General features: G+C 67.0%; 13 protein-coding genes. 3 read left to right on the forward strand and 10 right to left on the reverse strand.

All coding sequences use genetic code 11. The features are described 5' to 3' along the window. Positions 1-59: 59 nt before the first annotated feature. The 5 genes from thrS to OOB33_RS21570 all read right to left on the reverse strand — a co-directional run bounded on the left by thrS (position 60) and on the right by OOB33_RS21570 (position 8,465). Positions 60-1,979: a threonine--tRNA ligase gene (thrS, locus tag OOB33_RS21550; protein ID WP_102766469.1), complete on the reverse strand. Its 1,920-nt coding sequence runs from the start codon at positions 1,977-1,979 to the stop codon at positions 60-62. Between the two features lie 229 nt (positions 1,980-2,208). Beyond that, complete coding sequence (locus tag OOB33_RS21555; protein WP_102766468.1) at positions 2,209-2,511, reverse strand: glycine zipper 2TM domain-containing protein; 303 nt, start codon at positions 2,509-2,511, stop codon at positions 2,209-2,211. A 113-nt stretch (positions 2,512-2,624) separates the two neighbouring features. Continuing rightward, entirely contained in the window at positions 2,625-3,716 is a 1,092-nt protein-coding gene (locus tag OOB33_RS21560) for a phospholipase (protein ID WP_271010163.1), read from the reverse strand. Positions 3,717-3,735: 19 nt separating this feature from the next. Beyond that, positions 3,736-5,928 (reverse strand): TonB-dependent receptor plug domain-containing protein, encoded by a 2,193-nt coding sequence (locus OOB33_RS21565; protein WP_271010164.1) that lies wholly within the window; start codon positions 5,926-5,928, stop codon positions 3,736-3,738. Positions 5,929-6,107: 179 nt separating this feature from the next. After that, positions 6,108-8,465 (reverse strand): Tex family protein, encoded by a 2,358-nt coding sequence (locus OOB33_RS21570; protein ID WP_271010165.1) that lies wholly within the window; start codon positions 8,463-8,465, stop codon positions 6,108-6,110. Positions 8,466-8,723: 258 nt separating this feature from the next. Between OOB33_RS21570 and OOB33_RS21575 the strand changes: the two genes are divergently transcribed. Beyond that, on the forward strand, positions 8,724-9,533 hold the full coding sequence (locus OOB33_RS21575) for a MipA/OmpV family protein (RefSeq protein WP_271010166.1): 810 nt from the start codon (positions 8,724-8,726) through the stop codon (positions 9,531-9,533). On the opposite strand, the gene OOB33_RS21580 is transcribed toward OOB33_RS21575, so the two are convergent. The 5 genes from OOB33_RS21580 to OOB33_RS21600 all read right to left on the reverse strand — a co-directional run bounded on the left by OOB33_RS21580 (position 9,521) and on the right by OOB33_RS21600 (position 15,900). Continuing rightward, a complete protein-coding gene (locus OOB33_RS21580) occupies positions 9,521-10,180 on the reverse strand; it encodes a cohesin domain-containing protein (protein ID WP_271010167.1) in 660 nt (219 codons plus the stop codon). The genes OOB33_RS21575 and OOB33_RS21580 overlap by 13 nt on opposite strands. A 23-nt stretch (positions 10,181-10,203) precedes the next feature. Then, the gene (locus OOB33_RS21585) at positions 10,204-12,858 is read right to left on the reverse strand and encodes a phosphocholine-specific phospholipase C (RefSeq protein WP_271010168.1); all 2,655 of its coding nucleotides are present in this window, start codon (positions 12,856-12,858) and stop codon (positions 10,204-10,206) included. Positions 12,859-12,999: 141 nt separating this feature from the next. Further along, the gene (locus OOB33_RS21590) at positions 13,000-14,298 is read right to left on the reverse strand and encodes an NAD(P)/FAD-dependent oxidoreductase (RefSeq protein ID WP_102766461.1); all 1,299 of its coding nucleotides are present in this window, start codon (positions 14,296-14,298) and stop codon (positions 13,000-13,002) included. Between the two features lie 79 nt (positions 14,299-14,377). Continuing rightward, the gene (locus tag OOB33_RS21595; protein WP_271010169.1) at positions 14,378-14,875 is read right to left on the reverse strand and encodes a GNAT family N-acetyltransferase; all 498 of its coding nucleotides are present in this window, start codon (positions 14,873-14,875) and stop codon (positions 14,378-14,380) included. Then, entirely contained in the window at positions 14,875-15,900 is a 1,026-nt protein-coding gene (locus tag OOB33_RS21600; protein WP_271010170.1) for an NADP-dependent oxidoreductase, read from the reverse strand. The genes OOB33_RS21595 and OOB33_RS21600 overlap by 1 nt, the downstream gene beginning before the upstream one ends. A gap of 273 nt (positions 15,901-16,173) precedes the next feature. Here OOB33_RS21600 and OOB33_RS21605 point away from each other — a divergent pair, with 273 nt between their 5' ends. Further along, on the forward strand, positions 16,174-17,727 hold the full coding sequence (locus OOB33_RS21605) for a methyl-accepting chemotaxis protein (protein ID WP_271010171.1): 1,554 nt from the start codon (positions 16,174-16,176) through the stop codon (positions 17,725-17,727). 56 nt (positions 17,728-17,783) lie between these two features. Next, positions 17,784-18,746 carry a transporter substrate-binding domain-containing protein gene (locus tag OOB33_RS21610; RefSeq protein WP_271010172.1) on the forward strand — a complete coding sequence of 321 codons (963 nt, stop codon included), beginning with the start codon at positions 17,784-17,786 and terminating at the stop codon, positions 18,744-18,746. Positions 18,747-18,748: the final 2 nt, after the last annotated feature.

Here is an 18,748-nt window from a genome sequence, read left to right on the forward strand (position 1 = left end):
TCAACGAGCCTCAAGGCGGGAGGCTCAAACAAAGCAAAAGCGCGCCGGTCTGACAGCCGTCAGACCTTGTTGGCGATGTCCTGGGTGACCTTCGCAATGAAGTCATTCAGGGGCATCACACCCAAGTCTTGGTTGCCACGGGCGCGCACCGCAACAGCTCCGTTTGCCTTTTCCTTGTCACCGACGACGAGGATGTACGGAACCTTTTGCAAAGAATGCTCGCGGATTTTATACGTGATTTTCTCGTTCCGCAAATCGGACTGGACTCTAAGCCCTTGTTTTTGCAGCGATTTCACGATTTCAGCGACGTAATCGGCCTGCGCATCCGTGATATTGGCCACCACCACCTGGGTCGGCGCCAGCCATGCTGGCAAGGCGCCGGCATGCTGCTCGATCAGGATGCCAATGAAACGCTCCAGGCTGCCGACGATGGCACGGTGCAGCATCACCGGGCGGTGGCGCGAGCCATCTTCACCGACGAACTCCGCATCCAGACGCTCGGGCAGATTGGGGTCAACCTGGATGGTGCCGCACTGCCAGGGCCGGCCCAGCGCATCCTTCAGCGTGTACTCGATCTTGGGGCCGTAGAAGGCGCCCTCGCCCGGCAGGTACTCGAACTCGCAGCCCGAAGCACGCAGGCCTTCGGCCAGCGCCGCCTCGGCCTTGTCCCAGCTTTCATCGCTGCCGATGCGTTGTTCGGGGCGGGTGGAGAGCTTGTAGATGATGTTGCTGAAGCCGAAGTCCTTGTAGACCTTTTGCAGCAAGGTGGTGAAGGCCATGACCTCACCCTGAATCATGTCCTCGGTGCAGAAGATGTGCCCGTCGTCCTGCGTGAAGCCTCGCACGCGCATGATGCCGTGCAGGCCACCCGTCGGTTCGTTGCGATGGCATTGGCCGAATTCACCGTAGCGCAGTGGCAGATCTCGGTAGCTCTTGATGCCTTGCTTGTAGATCAGGATGTGACCCGGGCAGTTCATCGGCTTGAGTGCGTAGTCGCGCTTTTCCGATTCGGTCGTGAACATGTTCTCGCGGTACTTGTCCCAGTGGCCGGTCTTCTCCCACAAGCCCTTGTCCAGGATCTGCGGGCCCTTGACCTCCAGATAGCCGTTCTCGCGGTAGACGCGGCGCATGTACTGCTCCACCTCCTGCCAGACCGTCCAGCCCTTGGGGTGCCAGAACACCGTGCCCGGCGAATGCTCGTCGATGTGGAACAGGTCCAGCTCGCGACCCAGCTTGCGGTGGTCGCGCTTTTCGGCCTCTTCCAGCAGCATCAGGTACTTTTGCAGATCGTCCTTGCTGGCCCAGGCCGTACCGTAGATGCGCTGCAATTGCTCGTTACGGTGATCCCCGCGCCAGTAGGCACCGGCGACCTTCATCAGCTTGAAGTGCTTGAGCTTGCCGGTGGAGGGCACATGCGGGCCGCGGCACAGATCGGTGAACTTGCCTTCGGCATAGAGCGACACGGCCTGGTCGGCCGGGATGCTCTCGATGATCTCGGCCTTGTAGGCCTCGCCGATGCTCTTGAAATAGGCCACGGCCTCATCGCGCGGCAGCACCGAGCGGGTGACCTTCTCGTCCTTCTTGGCCAGCTCGCTCATCTTCGACTCGATGGCAGCCAGGTCTTCGGGCGTGAAAGGGCGCTTGTAGCTGAAGTCGTAGTAGAAGCCGTTCTCGATCACCGGGCCGATGGTGACCTGCGCCTCGGGGAACAGCTCCTTGACGGCATAAGCCAGCAAGTGGGCGGTCGAGTGACGGATCACCTCCAGGCCATCGGCATCCTTGTCGGTGATGATGGCCAGCTGCGTATCGGCCTCGATCAGGTGGCTGGTGTCGACCAGCTGCGCCGCATCGCCCTGCCCCACGCGGCCGGCCAGGGCGGCCTTGGCCAGGCCGGTGCCGATGGAGGCGGCCACCTCGGCCACGGTCACAGCCTGGGGAAACTCACGTTTGGAACCGTCCGGCAATTGAATCGAGATCATCTGAGCTGCTCCGAAAAAACGGTGGCCGGAAAAGGTGGCCAGAAAACAAAAAAGCGCGGCTGTCGGAGCCGCGCTTTTCTTGGGGTGCTGCACTGAGGGCAGCTGAGTAAGGACGTGTGAAAGCCGCGGCCGACTAAACCTGTGAAGAGGTGGTCGTAGTTCGCGGTGTCATAACCATCGTGCCTTTCTCGCCCTTGTTCGTTGAAGAGGCACCGATTGTAGCCCCGCTTCAGCGACGGCGCTGTGACCGTTCGATCTCGTGGCCGATGACGGCACCGGCCACGGCACCCACGGCCGTGCCCAAAGCGGGATCGCCATCGCGCGCCAGCTCATGACCAATCACCCCTCCCACCACGCCTCCCGTCACCAGGCCGACGCCACGCGCCGGGCCGTATCCGCGCCCGTCGTAGCCATGATGCCGGTGATGGTGCCCGTGGCGCGGCGGCAGCACGATGCAGGCACTCAGGCTGAATGCCAGCCCCAGCACGAGCGCGCTGCGCAACATCGGACGAAACACAAAGCGAGGCGACATATGAATCTCTCCAGATGGATTGAGTTCACTTGCAACGCCGACAGCACGAGCGCGGTTGGCCACGCTTGCGAATGCTTACATGTCCAAGGTCTATGGACAGGCTGATCTCAACCTCACAGCGGCAGCGCCTGCACGCTGGGCGCGGCGCAGGCGGCGGCAAACTCGTCACGCAAACGCTGGCTCTCGGCAATGGCCTGCAACCAGACGCGCGCGCGACCCGCCGCATCGTCGCCAAAGTGCTGGAAGTCGGCCCGGTCCGGCAGCTTGGCGCGCGGCAGGCTGCGCACCCAATCGGGGTGGGGCGCCAAGACCACCACATTGTCGAGAAAGGGCGTCGCGCCATGGCGGCGCTTCCAGGCTTTGTCCAGCCAGCCCGGCACCACCTGGCGCTGGAAATGCGGGTACAGCACCAGGCCTTCGCCCGCCATGGCGGCGTAGTTCAGGTGCAGGTGGTAGTCGGTGATGCCGCCGTCCCAGTACGCGCCCCGCGGCGCGCCGGGGATGTCTTGCACGGCCTTGAGCCAGAAGGGAATCGAGCAGCTGGCCAGCAAGCTGGGCTGGAAGTTGCGCGCCTCGAGCGCCACCTGCTGGCTGCGGAAGTCCTGCAGCGGTACCGGCAGCGGCGTGCGGGCATCGGAGAACAGCACCCGCTCCAGCCAGCGCCCAAGAGCCGGCCGCGCCAGCGCATTGGCCGCGAAAGCGCCGGCATAGCCCAGCGGTGTGCGCAGCCGCCCTTCCCGACCCAGCAACAAGCCGCGGCCGCGCGAGGTCAGGATGTGCAGGCGCCAGCGCGGATGGCCGAGCACGGCCGCCTCGCGCCCGCCAAAGACCTCATCGAGCTTGGCCGCAAACGCGGCCGACACCGAGGCGGCGCTGGGCGGTTTGCCCGGCTCACTGTCGTAGTGCTGGTGCACATACTCGTAGGACAGGCGGGCGAACTCGGCCTGCGTGGCGGCCGCGTCGGCGCTGAGGCAGGCCGTGGCCATGCGCCAGGCGCCGATGGAGGCACCGATCAGGTGCACCTCCTGCGTGCTGCGCAGCAGCCAGTCGCCAAAGATGAACTGATCCAGCGGCCCGAGGATCAAGCCTTTGGGGCCACCGGCCGCGGCCGGCACCACGCGCACATCCTCGGGCCGCATGCCCCGCTCGGCCAAGCGCGCGCGGGCCCGCGGGCCGGCGAAGATCTGCAGCGCTGGGGCGCTCATCGGCCGCACAACTCCTGCATCAGAGCTTCATCTCCACATTCAGGCCGAAGAAGCTGCGGCCCTTGCGCAGACTGCCGCTGCCCTCGCCGTTGCTGAGCAGGGTCTGCGACTGGGCATCCAGCGGCGCCAGATTGTTGGCGGACACGCGCATGGACAAGGTCTTGCTGAAGGTCCACTGGGCAAACATGTCCAGCGCGCGCGAGCGCGACTGCTCGACCGTCTGGCTCAGGGTCTGCTGGGTGGTGTAGCCGGGCGTGTAGGCCAGGCTGGCGCCCGTGACCAGGGGCAGATCGCTGAAGCGGTAGTCAAAGCCGAGATTGCCGGACCAGGGTTGCTGACCGTCCAGGCGGTTGTTAGGGCCGGGCAGCGCGTCGACCTTGGACTTGTAGTAGCTCAGCGAGGCACGCAGATTGAGCGCGGTCTTGGCATCGAACCATTGCGGCATCAGCTCACCGGCGCGGCCCTTGATTTCCAGCTCCAGGCCGGTGGTCTGGGCGCGCGAGAAATTGGTCGGGCGCGAGACATAGCGCGGCACGCTGGCCCAGGCCACGGTCGACAGGCTGGTGTCATTGCGAATCAGATCATTGACCTTGCGATGGAACACACCCACGCTGACCATACCCCCGCCGGTCAGGTATTTCTCGTAGGCCACGTCCAGGCCGGTGGCCAGCTCGGGCTTGAGCAAGGGGTTGCCTTCACGGTCTGGCGAGACTTTGGTATTGGGCTTGTCGGTGTTGGTGAACAGGCTGCTCAGGCTGGGGCGGGCCAGCAAGGCATTGAGGTCCGGCGCCTTGTAGCTGCGCGTCAGGCTGGCGCGGACCAGGTCTTTGCCCTTGGGGTCGAACTTGTAGTTCAGGTGCCAGAGGGGGGTCAGCACGGTGCTGGTGTTGCGCACCGGCGCGGCCAGGCCGCGGCTCTCGGTGATGATGCGCTCGCTGCGCAGGCCCAGATAGGTGGACCATTGCGGGGACAGCTCCCACTCGTCCTGCACAAACAAGGCCTGGCGGGTGATGCGAGCGCCAAAGGGCTGGCCGTCGAAGTCCGGTAGCTGGAGATTGCCAGCTTCGGTGACCGTGCGGTCTTCCTCACGGCGGCGCCATTCCAGATCCCAACCCACGGTCAGGCTGTGGTCCTCACCCAGCAGCTGGCCAAACTTGCCGGCCTGGGTGAAACCGCGATCGGTGTTGTCGCCGACCGCGCGGCGCAGCTGATTGGCGGGCAGATAGGTCTGGTTGTCGAAGGTGCCGCGCGAACGCTGCACGCCAGCCTTGAGCTCGAGCTTTTGCTCGTCGTTGAAGCGCTTGGACCAGACGGCATTGCCGCGCAAGTTCTGCCAGGTGCCGTGATTCAGGCTGTCGTCATCAAGCACGGCAGCGCCGTTGCTGGACAAGGTGTCGTAGCTGTTGCGGTTGTTCCAGAAGCCTTTTTGCAAAAAGGCCTGCAGGGTCAGCGTCTCTTCATCGCTGATCTTCCAGTTCAGGCGCGGCGCTGAGTTGAAGCCATGGCCCCAGTTGGCCTGTTCGCCTTGCTGCACGCTGTTGGAATCCTTGCCATCGCTGCCCGGCATCTGGCGGCTGCTGGTGACATCGTTCTGGCCGCGCCACTGGAAAAAGGACAGCGGCACCGACAAGGCGGCCGAACCGATCTTCTCGCCCAGGGTGAAGGTGGCCGAGGGCGTGGGGCGCACGGCGTTGTAGCCCAGCCCCAAGCGCAGATCGCGCTGCGAGATGCGAGGCGCGTCCTTCAGGATGATGTTGATGGCACCGGCCACGGCCTGGGCGCTCTGGTCGGCAGTGGGCGCCTTGGTCACTTCGATGCGCTCGACCTGCGAAGGGCTGAGCTGGCTCATGTCGAAGCCCGGAGGCGCCGGATCACCGTTGATCAAGATCAGGGTGTAGCCCGAACCCAGGCCGCGCATGCGCGGCGCACCGCCCTGCATGTTCACACCAGGCAGGCGCTTGAGCACATCGGCCACATTGCTGTCACCGAACTTGTCCATCTCCTCGCGGCCGTAGACCTGCTTGGCCACCGGCGATTTGCGGCGCAGATCGGTGTCGCTCTGGGGGCGTGAGGTCAGCTCCACGCGCTCCAGCTTGTTGCCCACGGCCGGGCGGTTGTCGCCCAGGCCGGGCACCCCGTCCTGCGCGTGGGCGCCGAGGTGGGCAAGCGACAGGGCCGAACCGGCCAGCAGCACGCGGCAGGCCAGGTTCACGGAAGTGCGGGGCAGACAACGGTTCAAGCGAGGCTCCAAAACAATCCAGGACAACAAGGCGCGCAGCTTAGCGAGCGCTGCGCGCCGCGTCTGCCGGCTGGCGACCAATCGCGGCTTGCGGGGGCTGATCTGCGGCGGCAGCGCGCCAATGGCGACGCGGCCGCCCTGAATCACCGGGCTCAGCCCTGTTTCTTGAACTTGGCAAACGCCGCCGCCATGGCGCCGCCAGCGGCCGGCTCGGGTGCCCGGGCGCCGGCAAAACCGCCGCGAGCCGCGCCACCACCGGCCCGCTCCTGGCGACCGGCCGGACGGAAGCTGTTGTCGGCCTTGGCGCCGCCGCGCTGCACCGGTGCATCCAGCTTCATGGTCAGGGAGATGCGCTTGCGGGCCAGGTCCACCTCCAGCACGCGCACCTTGACGATGTCGCCGGTCTTGACCACCTCACGGGCGTCGGTCACGAACTTGTTGGACAGCTGGCTCACATGAACCAGGCCGTCCTGATGCACACCCAGGTCCACGAAGGCGCCGAACTGGGCAACGTTGGACACCGTGCCCTCGAGCACCATGCCCTCGACCAGGTCCTTGATGTCGTCCACGCCTTCGTTGAAGCGGGCCACCTTGAAGTCCGGGCGCGGGTCGCGGCCGGGCTTTTCCAGCTCAGACAGGATGTCCTTGACCGTGATGGCGCCGAATTTCTCGTCGGCAAAGGCCTCAGGCTTCAGCGCGCGAATGACATCGCTCTTGCCCATGACCTCGGCCGCAGGCTTGTTGACCGCCTTGAGGATGCGCTCCACCACCGGGTAGGTTTCCGGGTGCACGCCCGAGAAGTCCAGCGGGTTGTCGCCGTCACGGATGCGCAGGAAGCCGGCCGATTGCTCGAAGGTCTTGGGGCCCAGGCCGGCCACGTCGAGCAATTGCTTGCGGCTCTTGAAAGCGCCATTGGCATCGCGCCAGCGCACGATGGAGGCAGCCACGGTGCTGGACAGGCCCGACACGCGCGACAGCAGCGGCGCCGAGGCGGTGTTCAGGTCCACGCCGACCGAGTTCACGCAGTCTTCCACCACCGCGTCCAGGGTCTTGGCCATGGCGCTTTGGTTGACATCGTGCTGGTACTGGCCGACGCCGATGCTCTTGGGGTCGATCTTGACCAACTCGGCCAGCGGGTCCTGCAGGCGGCGGGCGATGGACACGGCGCCGCGCAGGGTCACGTCCAGATCGGGCAGTTCCTTGGAGGCGAACTCGGAGGCCGAATAGATCGAGGCGCCGGCCTCGCTGACCACCACCTTGTCGATCTGGGTGCCGGGGGCCAGCTGCTGGATGCGCTTGATCAGGTCACCGGCCAGCTTGTCGGTTTCGCGGCTGGCCGTGCCATTGCCGATGGCGATCAGGTTGACGCCGTGGGTGGCGCAGAGGCGACCCAGGGTGTGCAGGGCGCCTTCCCAGTCCTTGCGCGGCTCGTGCGGAAACACGGCGCAGGTGTCCAGCACCCGGCCGGTGTCGCTGACCACGGCCACCTTGACCCCGGTGCGGATGCCCGGGTCCAGGCCCATGACCACACGCTTGCCGGCCGGCGCGGCCAGCAACAGATCGCGCAGGTTTTCGGCAAACACCTTGATGGCCACGGCCTCGGCATCTTCGCGCAGGCGGGCGAACAGATCGCGCTCCAGGCTCATGGAGAGCTTGACCTTCCAGGTCCATGAGATGGTCTTGCGAATCAGGGCGTCGCCCGGGCGTGTGCCCATGGTCCAGCCCAGATGGCGGGCGATGCGGCCTTCGGCCAAACCCGGTTGGCCGGCCACCACTTCTTCGTCCAGCGCCAGCTTGGCGTCGAGGATTTCCTGCGTGCGGCCGCGGAACACGGCCAGCGCACGGTGCGAAGGCACGGTCTTGATCGGCTCGTCGTAATCGAAATAGTCGCGGAACTTGGCGACATCGGGATTGTTCTCGTCCTTGCCGTCCATCAGCTTGGACTTGAACAAGCCCTCCTCCCACAGCCACTCGCGCAGCTTGCCGATCAGCACGGCATCCTCGGCCCAGCGCTCGGAGAGCAGGTCGCGCACGCCGTCCAGCACCGCGAAGGCATCGGCAAAGCCGGCTTCGGCGTTGATGAAGGCCACAGCTTCCGCCATCGGGTCCAGGCTGGGGTCGGCGAACAGCTTGTCGGCCAGGGGCTCCAGGCCAGCTTCGCGGGCGATCATGCCCTTGGTGCGGCGCTTTTGCTTGTAGGGCAGGTAGAGGTCTTCCAGCTCCTGCTTGGTCGGCGCAGCGAGGATCGCGGCTTGCAGCTCGGGCGTGAGCTTGCCTTGCTCCTCGATGCTCTTGAGCACGGCGGCGCGGCGGTCTTCCAGCTCGCGCAGATAGGCCAGGCGGGCCTCGATCTCGCGCAACTGGCTGTCGTCCAGCCCGTCGGTCACTTCCTTGCGGTAGCGGGCGATGAAGGGCACGGTGGCGCCGCCATCAAGCAGCTCCACGGCGGCGTTGATCTGGGCCGGGCGAACGCTCAGTTCGGCGGCAATTTGAAGCAGGATCTTGTCCAAAACGTCGGCGAGGCAGTCAAAACAGGAAGCGGCGGAGTGTGCCACAGGGGCTCGCGACGCTCCGGAGCGCGGCCGAGTGCAAGCCCAGATCGGGCCGCCAAAAGTCAGGCGCCAGCAAAAGTCACAGTTTTCCGCCATATTGCGGGGCGATTCAAGCGGCCCGGCCTCGCACGCCGGGCCGCCGACTTCAGATCCAGGCCGCACGCCTGTTCATGCAACCCGCCTCTCCGCTCATCAACCCAGCAACGGCACGCCACCATGACCCACACCCTCCGCCATCTGTCCGCAGCCAGCCTGACCGCCTGCATCGGCCTGTTCAGCAGCTCCCTGGCCCAAGCCCAAGCCTTCGACACCGCCCGCATCTACGGTGCCGCCCCGGAGCGCGATGGCGGCCGCGTCGGCGTGGTCGCGCTGGCCGGCCATGCCTACCAAGGCTCGAAGAAAAGCCGCGCCATGCTGGTGCCCAGCCTCGACTACCAATGGAGCAATGGCTGGTTTGCCGGCACCAGCAATGGCCTGGGCCTGAACTTCTCCAAGCAAGCGCAGTTCAGCTATGGCCTGCGCCTGACGGCCGATTTCGGCCGCGATGAAGACCGCTCGCCGGCCCTGCGCGGCATGGGCGACATCGAATTCCGCCCCGAGATCGGTGGCTTCTTCAATTACAGCCCCAGCCAAAGCTTGGCCCTGACCAGCTCGCTGCGCTATGGCTCCGGCCAGGACCGCAAGGGCCTGCTGATCGACCTGGGCGTGGCCCAGCAGATCCCGCTGGATGCGAGCTGGCGTTTGGGCGTGGGCGCCGCCCTGACCCTGGCCAACCGCGAGGCGCTGCAGTCCTATTTCGGCGTCAGCGCGGCCCAGGCAGCCAGCAGCGGCTATGCGCCCTACCGCGTCGGCGCAGGCCTGCGTGATGTGCGGGCCAATGCCTCGCTGACCCACATCCTCAGCCCGCGCAGCAGCGTGACGGCCGGCATCTCGGTCAGCGCCCTGCAGGGCGATGCCAAGAACAGCCCGCTGACGCACCAGAAAACCAGCGTCAACGGACTGGTTGCTTTCGGCTACTTGTTCTGACCCAGGCGGCGGCGCTGTACCAGCCCCAGGCCCAACAGCCCCGCCAGCGTCATCGCCAGCGCGCCGGGCTCGGGCACAGCGCTGACCTGCAGGCTGCCGCGCCAGTCGATGGGCAGATTGGCCGAGCCCTGGGCGTAGCCCAGGCCGAGGTTGAGATCGCCCTCGGGGCTGCTGATCTGCAGCCAGGCTTCGCCCGGGTTCAGCAGCTCGAATTGCAGCGCGCCCAGGTTCAGCCCGGATTGGCCGGCCGCCGCGACGCCCGGGAAGTTCGAAGCGCCGATTTCACCGGGGCGCAGGTAGCCGCTGTCATCGCTCCAACCTTGGGCTGCGGCAAATCCCTTGAAGCGCAGCTGGCTGGGGTCGAAGTCGAGCTTGAAGCCGTAGAACAAGAACACATCGTCGGCCGCGCGGCCAGCGAAGGGCTGGTCCAGGCGGATCGCCACGTTCAGGGTCTGGCCCAGCTGCGCCGCCACGGGCAGCTCCAGGCGCATGCGTGGCTCCAGTGGCACGCCGGTGGGCGTGACGTCACTGAAAGAGAACGTCTGGGCTGAAGCCAGTGTCGAAGCCAGGAGGCCAGCGGCGCCCAGCAAGGCGGCCGCCAGGCTCGGGGCGCCGAATTTCAAGAAGGTGCTCGGTGTGCGTGTCATGCTCGTGTTCCTGGGTTGGGTGATCAGGGCTTTTGCTGGCGGAAGATGTCGAACCAGGCGCGGTAGTCGGCCTGGGTGATGCAGGCATCGGCATCGAAATTGGCCAGGGGCTGGTAGCGGCTGTCGCCGGCGCAGGCGCCCATGGCGGCGCGCTGGGCCTCGCGGTCGGCGGCGTCGATGCGGCCGTCGCCGTTGATGTCGCCGCGCTTGAGCAAACGCAGGGCCAGGCGCGGGGCCGCCTCTTCGTAGCCATCGTTCAGGAACAGGCCGAAGAAGTACTCGCCCTCCGGGAAGCTGGCCAGGCTGAAGCTCTGGCCGCCGGCCGGCGCGGCCACATAGTTCCATTTCAGCGAGCCCGGGCCGCCGGGCACCATGCCCTTGCGGTAGAAGCCCAGCCAATGCTTGTTGCCGGCCGGCAGGCCTTGCCAGCTCAGATTGATGCTGTCGCCGATGCGGGAGACGCTGGCCGATGCGCTGAAGCGCACCGGATTGACCGGCGGCGGCGTCGGCACCAGCACCGGCGGCGAATCCTGGGCCAGGGCCAGGCCGTTGAGCACGGGGTCGGTGTAGTCCAGGCCTGCCCCCTCGACATGGCCGGCCAGGCGGCGCCAGTACAGGCTCTCGCCTTCCAGCGTCACGCCCAGGTCGTACCAGCCGCGGCTGGCTTCCACGCTCAGGGTCTCGCTGTGGTTCTGGCCCGGCTGCAGGCTCAGAGTCAGCAGGCGGCCTTGGCCGTAGGCCAGATCCGCCAGCTGCAGGCGCAGGACCTGGCTGCTGCTGTTGCTGAACTGCAGGCGCACGCTGCGGTTGGCGGGCTCTTCACGCAGGCTCACTTCCAGTTGGCGCGCTGCGTTGCCGAGAGCACCGCTGAACTCGCGCACAAAACCGTTCTGGCCATGGACCTTGAGCTGGTAGCTGTCGCCGCTCCAGTTCCAGACCTCGCGCTCGACGCGGGTGCCGGCGGCCAGGGTGTAGTGCCAGGGGCCGTCGCTGCGCAGGGCGGAGTAGACGATGAAGGGCTCGGCCACCGAGCCGCCATTGCCGAAGCTCAGCGCGAACTGGCGGGCCGTGCCCTGCACGGCGCCATCCACCTCGGCACGGTAGGGCATGGGGCAGGCCGGGCGCGGCTGGCCGGTGCTGACCTGCTCCTGGCGCGGCAGCGCCTGGGTGGCGGGCGGCCAGGCCGGCGCCGTGGCGTCGTACTTGGGGTACTCGGCCGTGCGCGGCACGCCGGCGGGCCAGGTCTTGTTCGGCTCGTCGAAGTTGAAGACGCTGAGCAGATCGCCGCAGACCGCGCGACGCCAGGGCGAGATATTGGGGCAGTGCACGGCCGCACGCGGCAAGCCCTTGCCCTGCACCAGCCACTCTTCGAGGAAACGGATCTGCGAGGTGTGGTCGAAGAGCTGGGAGTTGACGCGCCCGCCCTTGCTCCAGGGCGAGATCACCAGGGTCGGCACGCGCGGGCCCAGGCCGATCGGTTCGCTGCCCTTGTAGACCTCGCCCTGCAAGCTGTTGGCCACCGTGCTGCGGCCACGGCCGGCGTCCATGGGCGGCACGTTCGAGGGCATGTGGTCGAAGAAGCCGTCGTTCTCGTCGTAGGTGATGATGAGCACGGTCTTGGCCCAGACCTCAGGGTTGTCGACCAGGGCGGCCAGCAGGCGGGCGCTGAAGTTCTCGCCGGCATTGGGCGTGGGCGAGGGATGCTCGCAGTACTCGGTCGGCGCGCAAATCCAGGACACGGCCGGCAGGCGGCCGGCGCGCACATCGGCGGCGAAGTCATCGATCAGCCACTGGCCGGTGGTTTGCGCGGCGTTCGCGGCGTTCGAGCCCGGGGCCATGGCGCGGCACTTCTGGTACAGCGGCGATTCGGGCGTCAGCTTGCGGCCGGCCGCGTCGACACGGAAGTTCTTGAAGTACTGCAGGTAGTTGTCGCCGTAGTTGTCCCATTCCTGGTAGACCTTCCAGCTCACGCCTTGCGCTTCCAGCACCTCGGCATAGCTTTGCCAGGTGATGCCCTGAGCGGCCGGGTTGTCGTTGGCGATGTCGGCGTTGTAGGTGCCGTTGTTGACGTTGTAGAGCCGGCTGTCGGGGATGCCGGTGACGTAGCCGGCCGTGTGGCCGCTCAGGGCATAGAAACGGTTCGGGTCGGTGGGGCCGAAGACCGAGCAGTGGTAGGCATCACAGGTGGTGAAGGCGTCGGCCAGGGCGTAGTAGAAAGGCAGATCGCCACGATCGAAGTAGCCCAGGGACATCGAGGTCTTCTTGGGCACCCAGGCGTTCCAGTCCTTCCAGGCCGCTTCCGTGCCCTTCCAGTGGTGGTCCAGGCCGACGTGCAGGGCGTTGGTGTTCTTGACGTCGTAGTGGTAGGGCAGCACATGGCTGCTGCCGCTGGGCTGGAACCAGACCGGCTTGCCCGAGGGCAAGGTGATGGCACGCGGATCGCTGAAGCCGCGCACGCCCGCCAGGCAGCCGAAGTAATGGTCGAAGGAGCGGTTTTCCTGCATCAGGAAAACCACATGCTCGATGTCGCCGAGGCCGCCGCTGACCTGGCTGGCCGGTGTGGCCAGGGCGCGGGCGATGGTCTGGGCAAAGCTGGGGGTGCTGGCCAGGCCGGCAGTACCGGCGGCGGCGGCCAGAAAGCCGCGGCGGGAGGGGTTTTGAATTGTTCTGCTGCTCATGGCGGTCTCCGAACCGACCGCACAAGCCAAAAAGCGCGCACAGCCGGAAATCAAAACCGCCGATTCTGAGAACCCGCGATGTCAGGCGATCCAACGCGGCATGAGCTGTTCAGACCATGCGCATGCGACCCTGTGCGACTGTCAGACCGCCATGCCGGCGCCGCGCTGCAGATGGCGCGCCGCGCCCTCGCCCGCCACCCAGCCGCTGGCCATGCTGGCGGTGAGCAGATAACCGCCGGTGGGCGCTTCCCAGTCCAGCATCTCGCCGGCGCAGAACAGGCCCGGCAGGCGCTTGATCATCAGCTGTTCGTCCAGCTCTTCCAGGCGCACGCCGCCGGCCGTGCTGATGGCCTCGGCCACCGGGCGGGTGGAGGCCAGGCGCAGCGGCAGGCGCTTGATGGTGCGGGCCAGGGTAGGCAGGTCGGCGTACTCGTCCTTGCTCAGCACTTCGAACAGCAAACCGGCCTTGAGCCCTTCCAGGCCCAGGCGGCTCTTGAGGTGGGTGGACATGGAACGCGAGCCACGCGGGCGGGCCACTTCATCCATGACAAAGCTGTCGCTGCGATCGGGCAGCAGGTCCAGGTGCATCACCGCCTCGCCGAACTCGGCGATCTCTTCGCGCAGCAGGCTGGACGCGGCATAGATCAAGGAGCCCTCCACCCCGCTGGAGGTGATGACGAACTCGCCCTGGCGGTCGAAGCGGCGGCCGCTGCGGCCTTCGAAATGCAGCACCACCGGCTTGACCGGCTGGCCGGCGAAGCGATCAGCAAACAGCGGCGACCAACCCGGCTGTGGCCGGCCTTCGCGGGCCAGGCCGAGATTGAAGCCGCAGTTGGCCGCACGCAGGCCGGCGATGTCCACGCCCTGGGCCGTCAGCAGCGGCACCCAGCCGGCGTTGGACCCAAGCTGAGGCCAGGACGCGCCACCCAGGGCCAGCACCACGGCGCCGGTGTGCGGCAGGGTCAGCTGCGCATCGCCATGGGCGAAACGCAAGCAGCCCTCTTCGTCCCAGCCCAGCCAGCGGTGGCGCATGTGGAAGCGCACGCCGCTGTTGCGCAGCCGGGCCAGCCAGGCGCGCAGCAGGGGCGCCGATTTCATGTCGACCGGGAAGACCCGGCCGGAGCTGCCGACAAAGGTGTCTACGCCCAGCTCGGCCGCCCAATCGCGCAGGGCCGGGCCGTCGAAATGGGCCAGCCAGGCGCCGACCTCTTCGCAACGCTCGGCAAAGCGGCTGCGGAAGCTGAGGCTGTCTTCCGAGTGGGTGAGATTGAGCCCGCCCTTGCCGGCCAGCAGGAACTTGCGCCCCACCGAGGCCATGGCGTCGTAGACATCGACCTCCATGCCCGCGGCACGCAGACGCTCGGCGGCCATGAGCCCGGCAGGACCGCCACCGATGACAACGGCGTGGCGGGAATCGATGGCGAGAGGGACGGCTGACATGAATGAACGGTTGAACGGGCAAATTCGGAGCTGGGGCGGGAGTGTGCCAGATTGCGCGGCTCCAACCTCGGGTTTTCCCTCAATCCACCGTGAAATCGGCCTTGAATTCCCGCCGCATATCGATGTGCTCGATGTCGTCGTCCAGGTAGGGCGTCGAGGTGGCGACAAAGCCCAGGCTGGCATAGAAGGCGCGCAAATAGCTCTGCGCCTGAATCTCCACCGCCTGGCCGGGCCAGTGCTCGGCGCAGGCCCGCAAGGCCTGCTCCATCAGCGCCCGGCCGGCGCCACGGCCACGCGCCGTCGGCGCCGTGACCACCCGGCCGATCATGGGCTGGGTCTGGCTCGGGCCCTTGGTGCCGGGCGGCACCAGGCGGGCATAGGCCAGCACCGCATCGCTGTGGGCTGCCTGGCCCAGCAGGTGCAAGACCGCCGGGTCATGGCCGTCCAGATCCAGGTAGACGCAGTTCTGCTCCAAAACAAAGACCTGGGCGCGCAGGGCCAGGGCGGCGTAGAGCTCGTGGACGCTCAAGCCCTCGAAGGGCAGGCAGCGCCAGCGCAATTGCGTACCGCCCGCCATCAGACCAACTTCACCAGCTGTTTGCCGAAGTTGCGGCCTTTGAGCAGGCCGAGGAAGGCCTCGGGCGCCGCCTCCAGGCCCTGCGCCACGGACTCGCGGAACTTGAGCCGGCCAGTGGCGACCAGGCCGCCCAGTTCCTTGAGCGCCTCGGGCCAGAGCTCCATGTGCTCGCTGACGATGAACCCCTCGACCTTCATGCGGTTGGTCAGGATGAGCTGCGGGTACTGCAGCGGGATGGGCTCGCCGTTGTAGCCGGAAATCATGCCGCACATGGCGACGCGGCTGAAGGCATTGGCGCGCAGCAGCACGGCGTCGAGGATGAGGCCGCCGACGTTCTCGAAATGACCGTCGATGCCGTCCGGGCAGGCGGCCTTGAGCGCTTGCGAGAGCGAGGCCAGGTCGGGGTGCTGGCGGTAATCGATGCAGGCATCAAAGCCCAGTTCCTCGACCACGTAGCGGCATTTCTCCGCCCCGCCGGCCAGGCCCACGGCCCGCGCGCCACGCGCCATGGCCAGCTGGCCCACCACCGAGCCCACGGCGCCGCTGGCCGCGCTGACCACCACGGTTTCACCGGCCTTGGGGCGAATGATCTGCGTCAGGCCGTACCAGGCGGTCACGCCCGGCATGCCCACGGCACCGAGGTAGGCCGAAAGCGGGATGTGGCGGGTGTCGACCTTGTTGAGCACGCCGCGCTGGCTGGCGTCGACCACGAAATGCTCCTGCCAGCCACCCATGCCCACCACCGAATCCCCGGCCTGGAAGGCCGGGTTGCGCGAAGCAATCACCTCGCCGGCCGTGCCGCCCAGCATCACCGCGCCCAGGGGCTGAGGGGCTGCATAGCTCTTGCTGTCGTTCATGCGGCCGCGCATATACGGATCCAGGCTCAGGAAATGGTTGCGCACCAGCACCTGGCCTTCGGCCAGCTCCTCGGGGCCGGGTAGGTCCTGCTCGACGAGGCTGAAGTTGTCCGGGCCGGCCTCGCCCTGGGGGCGGGAGGCCAGAAGGATTTGGCGGTTGCGAATCATGGGGAAGGACTCCGATTGGCTTGTGTCACAGGTTCTAGGACCGCATTCGACCACGAGGCGCCCTGCCCTGCCCGGCGCCGACGCAAAAGCCGCTCAAGCTCCTCGGGCACGGGCCGATAAACGAACGATGCGTCCTTGTCCCCGCTAGGACTCGGGCGCCAGGTAGATCCAGGGTGGAACTCAAGAGGCCAGATCAAGCCCGTTTCCCGTCAACACGTCCAACCCGGTTCAGCCCCGCATGTCGCGGCGCTGGGCCATGGAGAACCACTCATCATGCAGCTGTCCGACTACAAGATTTCCACCAAGCTGGTGAGCGCCTTCACGGCGGTTGCCCTGATCGGTGCCGTCATCGGCACGGTGGCCATCGGCAATATGAAACGCATCAACGACGCCGACACCGCGCTCTACGAGCGCGAGCTGCTCGGCCTGTCGCTGACCAAGGAGGCCAATGTGCGCCGCCTGCAGGCCGTGGTGGCCGTGCGCGACGCCATCCTGGCCACCGACGCCGCCGAGCGCGAACGCGCCATCGGCCTGATGAACGAATCGCGCAAGCAAACCAACGATCTGCTGGAACAAGCCGGCAAGCTCTACACCAGCGACAAGGGCAAGGCCGGCCTGGCCACCTTGCGCAGCCAGTGGGAGAAAGACCAGCAGGTGGCCCAGGAGATGATCAAACGCATCAGCGTGACCGAGCTGGCCGGCTCCAACGAAGCCATCAAGTTCGTCAAATCCGACCTCACCCCCCAGGGCAGCTTGGTCGACCAAACCCTGACCGCCCTGACCCGACTCAAGGAAGAAGAAGCCAAGGCCTTGTCCGACGACAACGACTCGCTCTACCAAAGCAGCCGCAACACCACCGTGGTGCTGATCGTGCTGGGCGTGCTGGCCGGGGTGGGCTTGGGGCTGGGCATCAGCCGCCATGTCACCGCTCCACTGGCCCGCGCCATGGATGGAGCCCAACGCATGAGCGAGGGCGACATGACCGTGGTGCTGCAGGCCGAAGGCCGCGACGAAACCGCCCTGCTGGTGCAGGCCCTGGAGGCCATGCGCCGCCGCCTGCAGGAGATCGTCACCCATGTGCGCGACAACTCGGAAAGCGTGGCCACCGGCGCCGGCGAGATCGCCCAAGGCAATGCTGACCTGAGCCAACGCACCGAGGAACAGGCCAGCGCCCTGGAAGAAACCGCCGCCACCATGGACGAGCTGGGCTCGACCGTGCGCAACAACGCCGACAACGCCAAGCAGGCCAATCAGCTGGCGCTCGGCGCCTCGCAGATCGCCACCCGAGGTGGTGATGTGGTGGGCGAGGTGGTGGAGACCATGCGCGGCATCAACGACAGCTCCAAGAAGATCGCCGACATCATCAGCGTCATTGACGGCATCGCCTTCCAGACCAACATCCTGGCCCTGAACGCCGCTGTGGAAGCCGCGCGTGCCGGCGAGCAAGGCCGGGGCTTCGCCGTGGTGGCCAGCGAGGTGCGCAACCTCGCCCAGCGCAGCGCCGATGCGGCCAAGGAAATCAAGACCCTGATCAGCGCCAGCGTCGAGCGCGTCGAGCAAGGCACGGTGCTGGTGGACCGCGCCGGCACCACCATGACCGAGATCGTCGGCGCCATCAAGCGCGTCAGCGACATCGTTGGCGAGATCAGCGCCGCCAGCAGCGAGCAGAGCTCAGGCATCGCCCAGGTCGGCGAGGCCGTCACGCAGATGGACAAGGTGACCCAGCAGAACGCTGCCCTGGTGGAGGAATCGGCCGCTGCGGCCGAGAGCCTGCGCCTGCAGGCCGCCCAGCTGGTGCAAGCGGTCGCGGTGTTCAAGCTACGCTGAAGGCCTGCGGCCACGCAGCGCGCGTGGCCCTTGCGAAGAAGAAAAGCACCCCACACGTGAGATTCAGCCCAGCCCCTGGTGGGCGACGCGGGGCGGGCCGGCCTGCCGGCCTGGCCTGGCTGATCGGCGGAACGAGGGCCTTGCTGCTGGCCCTCGCGCTCGGCTGCGCGCAGGCCGGCCCCGGCCATGCACTGGGCGCGGCGGAGGCAGGCGTCCGAAGCGGCACCGAGCCGCAAGTCCTGACCCTCTGCCAGTCCGACCCGCAGCGCTACGCCTACCGCATGGCCCTGACACGCCTGCTGCTGGCGCGCACCGCCGCGCCCGGCGAGCGCACCGAGCTGCGCCCCTACGCCCCAGGCCCGGACCCGACCCAGGAGCGCTGCCTGGGTCTGCTGCGCCAGGGCCTGGTCGATCTGGTCTACCTGCCGCCGCAGGCCGAGCTGCTGCGCGAGTTCAGCGCCATTCCTTTTGACCTGCACCAAGGCATGCTGGGCTACCGCCTGCTGCTGATCCACAAGAAAGACCAGGCCCGTTTCGCCGCCGTGCACGACCTGGCCGGCCTGCGACAGCTGACCGGTGGCTTTGGCCGTCAGTGGGCCGATTTCGCCCTGTTCGAGCGCAACCAGCTGCCGGTGGTCGGCGTGGCCCACGGTCAGTCCTTGCTGGCGATGTTGCAGAGCGGGCGCTTCCAGTATTTCCACCGCGGGCTGCACGAGGCCTGGGCCGAGCTGGAGGCCAACCCGCAGCTGGACCAGCTGATGGTCGAACCCCACCTGGCCCTGCACTACCGTTTCCCGGTCTACTACCTGTTCCGCAAAGACCGCGCGGCCTTGCGCCAGCGCATGGAGCGCGGCCTGGCCCTGGCTCAGGCTGATGGCAGTTTCGCCGCCCTGTTCCGCCAGCATTTCCAGGCCATCGCCCGGCGCGCACAGCTGGGCTCGCGCACCGTTCTGGAAATCGACGCGCCCTTGCCGCCCGGGCTGCCGCCGGAGGACTCGCGCCTGTGGCTGCCGCCTTGAGC

The sequence above is a fragment of the Paucibacter sp. B51 genome (assembly GCF_027863535.1).
Lineage (GTDB): Bacteria > Pseudomonadota > Gammaproteobacteria > Burkholderiales > Burkholderiaceae_C > Paucibacter_A > Paucibacter_A aquatilis.